General features: G+C 59.2%; 11 protein-coding genes. 2 read left to right on the forward strand and 9 right to left on the reverse strand.

The genetic code is table 11. The features are described from left to right. Positions 1-108: 108 nt before the first annotated feature. The 8 genes from KZJ38_RS30465 to KZJ38_RS30500 form a co-directional block, all read right to left on the reverse strand. Complete coding sequence (locus KZJ38_RS30465; protein ID WP_219800783.1) at positions 109-1479, reverse strand: CAP domain-containing protein; 1371 nt, start codon at positions 1477-1479, stop codon at positions 109-111. Between the two features lie 350 nt (positions 1480-1829). Next, the gene (locus KZJ38_RS30470) at positions 1830-2168 is read right to left on the reverse strand and encodes a GntR family transcriptional regulator (RefSeq protein ID WP_219800784.1); all 339 of its coding nucleotides are present in this window, start codon (positions 2166-2168) and stop codon (positions 1830-1832) included. A 1461-nt stretch (positions 2169-3629) separates the two neighbouring features. Next, positions 3630-4385 (reverse strand): response regulator transcription factor, encoded by a 756-nt coding sequence (locus tag KZJ38_RS30475; RefSeq protein ID WP_219800785.1) that lies wholly within the window; start codon positions 4383-4385, stop codon positions 3630-3632. 864 nt (positions 4386-5249) lie between these two features. Beyond that, positions 5250-5405, reverse strand: a complete 156-nt coding sequence (locus tag KZJ38_RS30480) for a hypothetical protein (protein WP_219800786.1) — start codon at positions 5403-5405, stop codon at positions 5250-5252. Beyond that, complete coding sequence (cydB, locus tag KZJ38_RS30485; protein ID WP_219800787.1) at positions 5383-6384, reverse strand: cytochrome d ubiquinol oxidase subunit II; 1002 nt, start codon at positions 6382-6384, stop codon at positions 5383-5385. Before cydB ends, KZJ38_RS30480 begins: the two co-directional genes overlap by 23 nt. A gap of 88 nt (positions 6385-6472) precedes the next feature. Then, entirely contained in the window at positions 6473-7864 is a 1392-nt protein-coding gene (locus KZJ38_RS30490; protein WP_219800788.1) for a cytochrome ubiquinol oxidase subunit I, read from the reverse strand. 294 nt (positions 7865-8158) lie between these two features. Next, complete coding sequence (locus KZJ38_RS30495) at positions 8159-8350, reverse strand: 4-oxalocrotonate tautomerase (RefSeq protein ID WP_219800789.1); 192 nt, start codon at positions 8348-8350, stop codon at positions 8159-8161. A 43-nt stretch (positions 8351-8393) separates the two neighbouring features. Continuing rightward, on the reverse strand, positions 8394-9170 hold the full coding sequence (locus KZJ38_RS30500) for a class II aldolase/adducin family protein (RefSeq protein WP_219800790.1): 777 nt from the start codon (positions 9168-9170) through the stop codon (positions 8394-8396). Positions 9171-9383: 213 nt separating this feature from the next. On the opposite strand from KZJ38_RS30500, the gene KZJ38_RS30505 reads away from it, so the two are divergent. After that, on the forward strand, positions 9384-10022 hold the full coding sequence (locus KZJ38_RS30505) for a hypothetical protein (RefSeq protein WP_219800791.1): 639 nt from the start codon (positions 9384-9386) through the stop codon (positions 10020-10022). A 331-nt stretch (positions 10023-10353) separates the two neighbouring features. Here the strand turns inward: KZJ38_RS30505 and KZJ38_RS30510 are convergent, their stop codons facing one another. Next, entirely contained in the window at positions 10354-11535 is a 1182-nt protein-coding gene (locus tag KZJ38_RS30510) for a CyaA/EF/ExoY family adenylyl cyclase toxin (protein ID WP_219800792.1), read from the reverse strand. 215 nt (positions 11536-11750) lie between these two features. Between KZJ38_RS30510 and KZJ38_RS30515 the strand changes: the two genes are divergently transcribed. Further along, complete coding sequence (locus KZJ38_RS30515) at positions 11751-12764, forward strand: TcdA/TcdB catalytic glycosyltransferase domain-containing protein (RefSeq protein WP_219800793.1); 1014 nt, start codon at positions 11751-11753, stop codon at positions 12762-12764. Positions 12765-12860: the final 96 nt, after the last annotated feature.

Below are 12860 nucleotides of genomic sequence, written 5' to 3' on the forward strand. Positions count from 1 at the left end.
CGTTCCGGTTTGCCAGTTCAGAACAGGTTCAACTCCCGCTCACGACTGGCTTCAGGCAATCGGAAACTGCGCCGATATCGGGGCACCTGCCAGCTAGCATTGGTAGGCTTAGGTCGTGAATCCTGGGATGGAGACACCGGGAACGGATACGCCCGGAACCGAGACACCCGGAACCGAGACACCCGGAACCGAAACACCGGGGGCCGAGATCGGCGGGATGTTAATCGGCGGAATGTTGATCGGCGGAATGTTGATCGGGGGGATCGTGACCGGCGTCGCAGACGGGCTCGCAATCGGCGGGATTGGCGGAATCGACGGGATCGAGATCGGTGGCACCGACGGGATTGACGGGATCGAGATCGGCGGAATCGGAAGGCCCGAGATCGGCGTGACCGGCGGGTTCGAGATCGGCGTCGGTGTCGGTGTCGGTGTCGGTGTTGGTGTTGGCGTCGGTGTCGGTGTCGGTGTCGGTGTCGGCGTCGGCGTCGGTGTCGGGTTGGACGTTCCTGGCAGTGACCCCGTCGTCATCGTGAAGTTGCGCGAAAACGGCGTGCCGTTCACGGTGCCGTTGAGCGACACTGAGTACACCGTGTTTGCCTGCACCTCACCCGAGGCGAACTGCTGAAGCGTAGCGTACGCCGCGCTCTGAAACGGCCGGAGCAACTTGTTAGGATCGTTGGCCGAATCCAGCAGCGTCAGCGGAATCGAGGTGCCCGTCGATGAAGTCAGCGTGCCGGAAGTCAGGACGATGGTGTCAGTCGAGTTGCCGATCACCAGAATCTCCGGGCCCGTCACATCTGCGCCGGGTGCAGGATCGATCTGCTGCGAATTGACCAGCCCAACGTTCGTGGAGCCCTCGCACGGGAAAGTGATGGGCGACAACGAAACCGGCTGAGTGGCGGTATCGAAGACATCGATAGCCGTGAATTCGGACGGCGTCGACTGACCGTTTCCGAGGGTTCCCTGAACCGCGCCGATGCCGACCAGATCCACCGGCGTAAACAGAGCGGCCGCACCGTAAATGCCAGCGAACATGCTCTCGTCGAGGACCTGCTGCGCCTCTGTTGCCGGAGTGGACGTCGACACGTCCGCGCTCGCCCCGCCGCCGAAGACGTTGGACGGAAAACCGGCCGCCACCACGCGGGCGAGATCCGTTACGCCCGTGAAGCCCGTCTTGCCCTGGACTTCGGTGTCGGAACCAGTTCCGTTCGCCGCGTCATAGCCGGCATGATTTTTAGCCGCCTGGTCGAGGACCGTGTTTTCCTTAAGCGCCGGAAAGCCGCACTCGGTTCTCGCCTCGTTCAACTGGGTGAACAACGCCAACTGCACGCCGCCGGCAGGATACGTCGGCGACGGTAACGTGCCCGTGACCGTCGTGGTGGCAGCGGACGCGTTGTCGACCAACAACGCTGATAGCGCAAGCGAGCAACCGATTGCGATTGATGAAAGCTTCAGTATACCTAAATGTTTACGATCCATAGAGTACTTATCCTTCGAGATCAGTTACTAAACAATTCCTCGTTTTACAGCCGGACTTCACTACTGCAGCACAGCTTTCTTAACAAGACCACAGTTAAGATTCTTAAGAGCGCAAACGCGCACGAACCCGCCGTCACTTCTTAAATGAAATGACCGCATCGTCTTCGATTTGGCAACATGTTTCTTGCGGCTAGCTAACTTTTTCGCAGGACTCGGGCCAGCCCTGCCTGGTCCTGATTCAGGCCAACAACGTCTTGTCGATTGACATCATTTGCATCCGTCGATCGGGATTTTGGCATGCGCGCTGGTCTGTTCGCACATCGCCGATACCGGACAACAACTGCGCAGCTTTACGGCAGGACGATCGTGCCGCTGCCTGCGTTTGCCCGGACCAGTCCGCGACGTGCTGCCTCTTTGAATGCGGCATTGATTGTGTTGACTGAGAAACCCAGTTCATCCGCGATGATACGTAGCGAAGGCAATTTATCGCCTGGTCGAAGGATGCCCAGATGGATTGCCTCTTCGATTTGCTGGGCAATGGCGATGTAGACCTTCCCGCGAATCCTCGCAAAGTCGGGACGCCAGCCCAGTCCATGCCGCGAGCCAGCATGGCTGGGGCGATAAATTCCAGCTGCGACGCGCCGGATCTCTCCGACAGGTGCGTTCGATCGAATGCCTATATCAAACATCTAACACTCCACAGCGACAGGTGATGCGTTCATCCTGCCGACATCAAGCTTCGCCTTCGACTTTCCTTCTACACCCTGGTTGTGAGGCAGAACAACCTTGGATGTGTCTATTTCATCTTCCGAACTACGGGTTGAAATTCTGGGGGCGACTGCTGATGTCCTATTAAATTCATTACAAATCAATCGGAATGATTTTTGTAAACCAGGATTGCGCCGTCTAAGCAGAATCATTACATATTAAAAGTTTCGGGGTGATTTTAATTGTTTACCGGTAATAAAAACAATAAGCTACCCGAATAAAAAATTCCCCACATCAAAAGGTGCAACAATACAAAAAAATCCGGATGTCTGGCGCGAAACTTGGCAAAATTCATGGAATACTGAAAGCCAAAGATCTGGCAATCGTCAGAGAGATGCTTTGGCGCGGTTATGTTCATTCAGACATATCAGTGGCAATTGGTTTGTTTAGGCATACTTTGAATAAAAAAATAATTAGTTTTAGGAAGAATTCATTTCCATTGCTGTCCGGGGAGTTCCATCAACAGAGTGCGATATGCTGCTGATCGTTCAGATCAGCGATAGGGTTCGTGATACCGGCGCTCTGCCCGGCACGGAGCGAGCGGAGTGCCCCTCGATGACGCTCGTTTCTGGCGTCGCGAGAGCGCCGTATGGGTTCAATGCTGATTCTGATGCACGCCGATCTGCGACGACGCCATATTTTGAGCGTGCGGTATCAGCCTGCGTTGCACAATCATTCAGGCATCTTCACTTGATTTGTCGGCGCCTGGTCTGCCAATCCTGATGCGCGTCGAGACCTGCGAGTGCAACGCTACGTTGAGAGCGACGGCAAACAGGGAGCTTTCGCTATTTCAACTATCCTTGTTGCCTGAGTGTTTCCCGCTGCTTTCGATGCTTTGCTCACCTTGTCGCAGCGCTTCTACACTTGCGTGAACTGAGTACTCGCCGATGCACAAATCACGAGGACTGAGCGCTGCAGATCCAGGCAGGAAGCGACATCGTTCCTGCGCGACGAACTCTACACCGCGCTCTGAATGCTCAAATATCGCCAACTCGCCGGCTGATACGCGGTCGCCTGCTGTCAAAGAACCGTCGTGCACGCAGACCCGCAGGACATCATGTCCAGCGGGCGGGTTGCAGGTCCAATGTTCATTCAACGCCTGCTTAGCCGAACCCTGGCTGTCTCTTCAGGGGGCGGTTCGAGCCGCTCCAGAATCCAAGGCGCGCATTCAACGAACATCTCACCGCGTTGGCTGTTGTAGCAGCACGCCGCGGATTTGCCGAGATGGCATTCGCGGCAGTCCCATCAATTTGGTTTTTTAAGCCTCACGAACTCGTCTCCCGTCTCACGAATTCCGTGTCCCTGCATCGGAAAAGCGAAAAAGCGGGGAAACCCATTTGCGCGCCTGAACCGTTTGCAGAACGCAAAACAACAGCCCCCCTCTACAGCACTTTCCCCGTCTCCAGCCACCCATTAATCACCGCAATCGCCGTCGCCCGGTTATGCACGCCGAGCGCGCGGAAAATCACGGACAGATGCACCTTCACAGTCCCCTCAGCCACACCAAGATCGCGCGCGATCATCTTGTTGGTCCAGCCGCGGTGCACAAGCCGCATGATTTCCTGCTGGCGCGGCGACAGATTTTCGAGCAGATGCCGCTGATGCGGCTGCAGCGCCTCGACGCGAGCAATCGGCTCGGCCTCAGCCGTGCCCGCCGCGACGCCCGCACTCGAAGTCAATCCAGACGCAGCACCCGAAGCGCGGGCCGCATCAGGCAAAGCGGCCGCATCGCGTGCGCCAAGCAGGCTCAGCGCCTCCATCGGCACATACGCGCCACCGGACAGCACGAGCTCGATCGCCTTCAGCATGACGCTAGAAGGCTGCCGCTTCGGCACGAAACCGAGCGCACCGGCGGCCAGCACGGCGCGCATCTCGTCGGGCGATTCCTCGGCGGACAGCACGACGACCGGCAGCGCCGGATTCGCCTTCAGCAGGCTTTCGAGCGATGCCGCGCCGGACATGCCGGGCATATGCAGATCGACAATCGCGAGATCGTGGTTCGCGTCGGGCCGCGCGAGCGCGGCGAGCGTTTCCCAGCTGTCGGCTTCATCGAATTGCGCCGCCGGATCGAGTCCGCGTAACAGTCCCTTGACGCCCTGGCGGATCAGTTCATGGTCGTCGGCCACAAGAAACTTCATGATGTCTCCGCGAATTGGCCCTGCTGGTTCGTCCTGCCGCCGCCGTACTACCGGTACGAACGCCTAAGCGCCAAGCCTTAGGCGCCGCCGCGGCGCGTTGACCTGCCGGGAATCGAAGCGAATGGCGCGAGCCGTTGCCCGCGGCGCCGCGCCATCCGTTCGTCGGACCGCGGCACGCCGCCCCGTAGCAAAGGAGCGCGCGCCGCGGCCTGCTGCATTCCCCGGGATCCGCTGTCGACGGATCGCTGCAGCGACTGCGTATTGCATATTGCGTGAAACGTCCCGCTTGCTGCTACCGCGTACTGCCTGAAGTCTGCCGCCTGATACTTGCCTCTGGCGGCCTGCCGGCGCGGCTCGATGTCCGCGTCCGGTGGCCTGCTCTGGTTGCCGGTTGCTTATTGTTGGCGTCCTCGTCGGCGAAAGCAATCATGCCGTCGCCTGGGGTGGTCCCTCGCGCCACCGCGATTCGCTTGCCGGCCGCGCGGCCCTGTACCGGGCCGTCGCGGCAGCGGTGGTGCGCTGCGGCGTCGTGTGGCGCGACGCGTAAGCGCCGCAGCCTGCTACGTAGACGAGCACGCCGAAACGTTTTTGAAGGGAAGTCCGCCTCGCGAGGTAATAGCCGAAAGGCTTACCCGCGAAGCGGATGACGGCGGGCAGATCAGGGTACCGTCTGTTCGATGCATGCAGCGCGGATGGGCATCAGGCATCACGCCACCATGTCGGCACGCCCGGCACGCCCGGCACGCCAGCACCACGGCACGCCAGCACCACGGCACGCCACCCGCACCACGCCACCAGCACCACGCCACCAGCACCACGGCACCCGCGCGTCATGCAAGACATGCGGCGCGCAAGATCCGTGCGCTACCGGCTCACCGCAAACAGCGTCGCATTCATCAGCACCTTGAACGCGAACCCAACCGTCATCGCGCTGCCGACACCGACACACCAGAGCGCGACGAACCACACCCAGCCCGGCATACGGCGCGCAGGAGTGTCAGTGATAGTGGACTTCGCCATGACGCACCTTTCCGCGGAACACCCAGTAACCGAGCATCGTGTACGCGATGATGATGGGCAGAATCACCGAGGCGCCCACCAGCGTGAACATCTGGCTCGAGCGCGGCGCGGCCGCTTGCCAGAGCGTGACGCTCGACGGAATCGCATACGGCCAGAGGCTCACGAGCAGACCGACATAGCCGAGCAGCACGAGTGCGAGCGCGAGCATGAACGGCGTGTTGTGATGCCGCTCGCGAACGGCGCGATACATGAAGAACGCGCACAGCGCGACAAGGAACGGCACCGGCAAAAGCCGCGTGAACAGACCCGAATCGAACCAGCGCAGCGCGATGTTCGGATCCTGCAGCGGCGTCCACAAGCTGACGAGCGCGATAAACACGAGCAGCACGATCGTCAGCGGCCATACCACGCGATGCAGGCGCCGCTGCAGATCGCCTTCGGTCTTCGCGACCAGCCAGCAGCAGCCGAGCAGCGCATAAGTCGCGACCAGCCCGAGCCCGGTCAGCAACGAGAACGGCGTGAGCCAGCCGAACGCGCTGCCGGCGAAGCTGCCGTTTTCAACGGGAATGCCTTGCAGGAAAGCGCCCAGCGCGATGCCCTGGAAAAACGCGGCGCCGGTCGACCCGCCGATAAACGCGAGGTCCCACAAATGTTTGGTGCGGTTCGCCTTCGCGCGGATTTCGAACGACACGCCGCGGAAGATCAAACAGCCGAGCATAAAAACGAGCGGCAGATACAGCGCCGACAGCACGGTTGCGTACACCGTCGGGAACACGGCGAACAAACCCGCGCCGCCGAGCACGAGCCACGTTTCGTTGCCGTCCCATACCGGCGCGACGGTATTCATCATCAGGTCGCGTTCCTTCTCGTCGGGAAAGAACGGGTACACGATGCCGATGCCGAGATCGAAGCCGTCGAGCACGACATACAGCAACACGCCGAGCGCGATGATCGCGGCCCACACTACAGTGACGTCCATCTTGTTCCTCGCAAATATCTATCTGGTTCAAAGCGCAATTCAAAGCCGAACTCCAAGCGCCCAGGCAAAGCGCCCAATCAAAGCCATATCAGGAAACCGGCAGCGCATGACGGGCAGGGCGCCCGCGCACATCGTCGGGCACGCCATCGGGCGTCGTGCCGGGCAGCGCGGGACCATTGCGCATCAGCTTGAGCAGGTAATAGACACCGGTGCCGAACACGAGGAAGTAGATGACGATAAACGCCATCAGCGAGATGCCGACCTGCTGCGCGGTGAGCGGCGACACGGCATCGACGGTGCGCTTCATCCCATAGACGACCCACGGTTGGCGACCCACTTCGGTCGTGACCCAGCCGGCCAGCAGCGAAATAAAGCCGGTCGGTCCCATCGCGATCGCGAAACGCTGGAACCATTTCGCTTCATAGAGGCGATCACGGCGGCGCATCACCCACGACGTAATCGCAAACGCGATCATCAGCATGCCGAGGCCCGCCATCACACGGAAGCTCCAGAACACGACCGTCGAATTCGGGCGATCCTGTGGCGGAAAATCCTTGAGGCCGCGAATCTGGCCATCCCAGCTGTGCGTGAGAATCACGCTGCCCAGATGCGGAATGGAAACGGCGTAGCGCGTGGTTTCCGCCTGCATGTCGGGAATGCCAAACAGATTCAGCGCCGTGCCATTCGTTTCGGTGTCCCAGATACCTTCGATCGCGGCGATCTTCGCCGGCTGATATTCGCGCGTATTGAGACCGTGCTGATCGCCGACGAACGCCTGAATCGGCGCGAGAATCAGCAGCATCCACAGCGCCATCGAGAACATCTTCTTCACCGCGGCATCGCGCCGGCCTTTGAGCAGATGCCCTCCGCCGACGGCGGCAACCACGAGCGCCGTCACGATAAAGGCGGCGAGCGCCATATGCGCGAGACGGTACGGAAACGAAGGATTGAAAATGATCTTGAACCAGTCGACCGGCACGACATGGTTATCGACGATCTCGATTCCCTGCGGCGTTTGCATCCAGCTATTCGACGCGAGAATCCAGAAGGTGGAAATCAGCGTGCCGATCGCGACCATCAGCGTCGCGCCGAAGTGCGCGCGCGGGCTGACGCGCTGCCAGCCGAACAGCATGATGCCGAGGAAACCCGCTTCGAGAAAGAACGCGGTCATCACCTCGTACATCAGCAGCGGACCGGTCACGGGCCCCGCGAATGCGGAAAAGCCTGACCAGTTCGTGCCGAACTCGTAGCTCATCACCACGCCCGACACGACACCCATACCGAACGCGACGGCAAAGATCTTCGACCAGAACAGACACAGGTCCTTGTAGTACGCCTTGCCGGTTCGCAACCAGCGCCACTCGAGCACCGCGATAAAGCTTGCAAGACCGATCGAAAGCGCCGGAAAGACGATATGGAAAGAAATAGTGAAGGCGAACTGGAGTCGAGCCAGGTCGAAGGCGGAGAGGGCGGTGTGCATTTTTCGATACCGGGGATTCGGACCACGCACGGCGACCTGTGTCGGCGCGCACTGCCTTTGTGTCGGGCAGGTGAACGCAAGCGTAAGGGAGGGTAAAAAATCGTGCTGCGCTGCGACGTGCGTCGAAATTACGCAGCGAGGCGCAATGCCGCAGACGCTAAGGTCAGCGTAAATGTTTGATCGGTATCAGGAAATTTGCATCGCGCCGAAGTGCGTGGCGAAGCGGGGGCCGATGCGGCGTGCGGCAATCCACCGCGCTGCAGCATCGGCAAAAGGAGGGCGATAGCGTGGAAATCAGGTCTGCGGATCGGACCACAGGCGGCCGCCGGTCGCCCAGTTTTCGCGCGGCACGTCGACGAGAATGATGTCGACGGACGAAGGCTCGACTTTCAGCGACTCGCAAGTTGCCTTGGTGATCGCCTGGACGAATTCGCGCTTCTGCTCGACGGTGCGTCCTTCGAAAAGTTCGATGCGGAAGGTAGGCATGGGTACGTCTCCTCGTTAAGAAAAGTGTTGAAGCGGTTTTCGTTCAGTCGCGATACGAGCGGTCGACGCGATCGAGCTTGCGCAGCAAGGCCGGCCATTCGATGCCGCCTTCGACGGCGCCGCCATCGTAGAGCTGCTCGGCCGCACGCTCGGCAACCGCGGCGGAAGGCAGCACGAGATGTGTGCCGCCCGCTTGCGCCTGCAACTGGATTTCGCAGGCCTTGATCAGCGTCGCCATCAGCACATACGCTTCGGCGACTGTACGGCCGACGGTAAGCGTGCCGTGATTGCGCAGCAGCATCGCGGGCCGGTCGCCCAGATCGGAAACCAGACGCGCGCCATCGGCCGGCGAGAACGTCACGCCCTCGTAGTCGTGATACGCGAGATAGCCATGAAAGCGCAGCGCGTGCTGCGAAGCGGGCAGCAAACCGGCCGGCTGGATCGACACCGCGATGCCCGCGGTGTTGTGCAGATGCATGACACAGAACGCGTCCGCGCGCGCCGCGTGCACGGCTGCATGCAGCGCAAAACCCGTCGCATTGACCGGATGCTCGCTCGTGCCGACGATATTGCCATCGATGTCGATTTTCACGAGGTTCGATGCGCACACTTCATCGAAGCCGAAGCCGAACGGGTTGATCAGAAAGTGGCCCGGTTCGTCGGGGACGCTCGCGGAAATGTGCGTGTAGACGAGATCGTCCCAACCGTTCAACGCGGCGAGCCGGTATGCGGCGGCGAGATCGACGCGCGTGCGCTGTTCGGCCTCGGAAATCGGGCCGGACGCGGCGACGCGGCTCGCGGGGGTGTGGGCGAACGACATGGATGTCTCCTGGTGTGCTTTGCCGATTGACAAGAATCAGCACGAGGATGATAGCGGGTTATGTTGAAGCGGGGCACCTGCGCCCCAAAAGCCGCAGTCATTCGTATTCTGTGGCGAGATTTCTCTTCGCGGGAATCGTCAGCAGCCGACCTGACCTATACATCGAACATCGTCCTCCTTGCACCGCACGTCGGCACTCTCTGAGAGCACACTATGACGACCCCGAGTTCCAGGCCTTTTTCTGCCCCCACATCACCCGTGCAGTCGCCATCGGCGGAAGAAAATCCCTTTACGGCGCATACGACTTTCCTCACCGAGACCGAGGATCGTGCGCCCACGGCCTATTACGTCGCCCCTGACGGCACCAACCAACGGGCTCGTCAGCAGCACGACGCGGGCGCAAGAGTAACCGACCCCGAAATGCGAACCCACGCCTTTGTGAGTGAATTACAGTGGGCTGACCAGCTTACGACCGTTGTCAAAGACGTCTCAGCCGAGTTTGGCTTGGCACGCGACGATGCGCTTCGTTTGCAGATCCTGGACGGCCTCGCGTCGCCGCGCCTAAGGGCCGGTTATTCGCATGTCGAGGCGAGCAGAAGAAAGACGCATCTGAGCTTGGGCAGCGTGTGCTTCCCGACTCCTGGATCGCTGCTGGCAAATTTTGATGCGGTCGCGGAGAATACGCGGGCTAGAAGCACTGGCGAACCCGGAGCGCCCGCCCCGATCACAACGAGTACGACGGGCACGCTCACTCCGGCCGCACATGCATTCAATCAAACGGCAAGTGCAGAGCAGCGGGACTTTGCTTCCGCGGTTCTCCGCTCGCGCCCGCAGGATGCCGAAGACGCGTAATAGGCCGTGTAGCAGGCCGTGTAGCGAGAGGCCGTGTAGCGAGCGAATGTCCGCGATCATGGATCAAAATCACGGGTCAAAATTCGGCGCAGTGCGCGTCATCGCCCGATCGACCGAATCGATCTTGATCGTTTCACCTGCTGTGTTCGATGGAACCATTAAAGGAGGACGATTCAGTCCCTGGGCATGGGCAACGCCCTCGAGGCCTCCCGGCGGGAGCGTAAGAGATCGGCCTGCGATGAATTTCGATGGCATGAGTTACGTCCCTCGTCCGTTGTCTCGTGCAGATGCGTTCAATAATTGCGACCCGTGACTGCGGCGTCCCCCAACATCAACGCCACGGCGGCCGCACGCCATTCGCTGGGTGGAACACAACTTCCTCGCTGAATTTTTGCCGCTCGAATGCGGTCCGCTTTCCGTCTTCGTCTGGTTGCTTGATATCGAGGTGATCGACCTCGTCTTCGGTGAGCACCTTCAGCGCGCTTGATCCGCGACGTCCCGGAACCTGCAACTGACTCATTCGCGAATTGATTTGAGACTTGAACGCGACATGCCAGTGAGTGTTCGTATAGAAGTAAAACCCGCGCATCGCCAGTTCGCGGCAAAGATCCGGTAACTTGAACCGGCTGATAATCCGCGAGGTGCCTCCCGGCGTAAACATGACCAGTTCACGATCCTTCTCGGGAGACGGATTGTTGAGTTCGGTGCCATGATTGACGACGCGGCGGTGCGCGCCACCACACCTCGAATTGATACTCGAGATGATCGTTTGCTGAATCCGCGACAACAGACCTTGCTCCGCCGTTTCTCTGAAGTGCGTTGCGTTTTCCGGGGAAAAATCGGGTGCCGTGAAGTGCGGACAAATAGCAAACACATCGTAGTCTGCGGTGACCGGCAAGGTGTTGCCATTCTCGGCGTAAGCCATTACCTCGACGTCCACGCTATGTGTCGCGCCGTTCGGGAAGTAACGAACCCTGTACATCTGGTTCTGGTTGCTATCCGCTACGAATTCGAAGCGGACTGTCTTTTTGCCTGTCCGGCTGCTGGCGTTGAAGGCGATGCCCGTGCCGCTTTCCGTGAACAGATTTCTCGCGACCAGTTCCTCGATTCTTTGCCGGCTGATCGTGAGCGGAATTCGCCTTGTATTTTCTTTTTCGAGCGCACTCGTGATCGCACGTGAGTTGCGTCGTACCGCTTCCGTACCGTCATCGACTGATTTGCTCAATTCGGAATCGACGCAGACAAAACCCGCCATCGGGCCCCAGTCTGAACTCTTGGCATGCATGTCAAGCTTTTTGGTCCGGTAACCGGCTGCGATCAATCCTGTCGCGTACGGGTTCACGAACCTGAGCAGAATGAATGTCCTCTTTTCGCGTGCTACCGCTTCAATGGCATGAATGTGCTGACTGACGATCCCGCATGATGCTTCGGAAACACTCATGTTGTCCTTGCCGTCGCCGGCTTTGTTCGGACCGCCGTCGCAACGACGATCGTTTGCAGTGAGTCGCTCCATCGTAGGTTCGCGTCGCGATATCGTGCATGCGATGACGAAGGAAAAGCCCGCGTTGCGAAGTTTGTCGCGTCTGCGTGAGCGAGGTCTTTCTTGCAAGTCGGGCGCGCTGCGGAATAGAACGCGCGCGCTGGTTGTTTCTTCGGTCACGTGACCGGACCGGTTACTGGAGCGCGCTATCGAACTTCGAAAATGTTTTCTTTTTGAGGGAGTAAAAGTTGAAGGCCATTCCGAAGCAAATTCATATCATCTGGCTCGGCGGTGACATCCCACAAAGAAATCGCGATTGCATCAAATCGTTTGTGCGAGAGAATAGAAGCGATGGATGGCAGGTCAATCTGTGGATCGATGTAAATCAGATGCTGACAAACGAACGCAGCCGCATTGTGAAAGAGATGGGTGAGAGAACACCCGAACGTGCAGCGGCGGAATCGCAATGGAACGCTGTCGCGGGAGGCGGGGGCGGCGACGGAGCCACGATGCAGTATCTGACCGTGTACATGGAAAGGCGCGGGGTAGAGTGGGGAGGCATGCGCATCAAGCAGATCAACTCGATCATGGGCTTCTGCAGTTCCAATGGCATCAAGTTGCATGAAGTGCAACGCGACTTGCCTGGAAGAAGTAACTCGACTTATTACTCGGGGGAACTGGTCAAGCCCGCGGCAAACTTCGGTTCGGCCAGCGATATCCTGCGAATCGAAATTCTTCACCAGTTCGGCGGCATATACGTCGACACCGACATTGAATGCGCGAGTTCATTGGGCGAAATCATTTGTCACGAATCCTATCCGCGGTTCTCCGCGTCGGATCCCGCCTGGGCAAATGGAGTAACGGAGGCCCAGTGGTTGAGTGATGACTGGTGGAGCCAGAACGTCAAAGTCGAAGAAGTACCGAAAATCAGCAATTCGATTATCGCGAGTCATGCGAAATGCGGCGGTTTGAAATCCTATAGAAAACTTATAGAGACGAACTTCAAATCTCTGGCCACCGACAATGATCTACGCACCTTGTACCTCAATGACTTTCGCAGAGGCACGATCAGAATGACCGGGCCTACCGCGGCATCCGAGAGCAGCGGTTTCAAAAAGCTGAGCCTGGAGAGGTTACACGCTCACGCGACGGACAAAAAAGCACAGCTGGACGACAAGCTATACATGCGAGACAACTGGTACTTCCCCATGTACAAGGTCGTCGATCATTACTTCCACGACTGGCTTCCGGTTCCACACTGAATCATCTTCCGCGAGCGACACGAACCGGCGCACACGTTCGGGCATTGTTCGCGGAACCTCCGTTCATCGCCCCTTCTTCATTCCGGTCCCTGCCGT

Origin of the sequence: Paraburkholderia edwinii, from assembly GCF_019428685.1 — a bacterium.
GTDB classification, from domain to species: Bacteria; Pseudomonadota; Gammaproteobacteria; order Burkholderiales; family Burkholderiaceae; genus Paraburkholderia; species Paraburkholderia edwinii.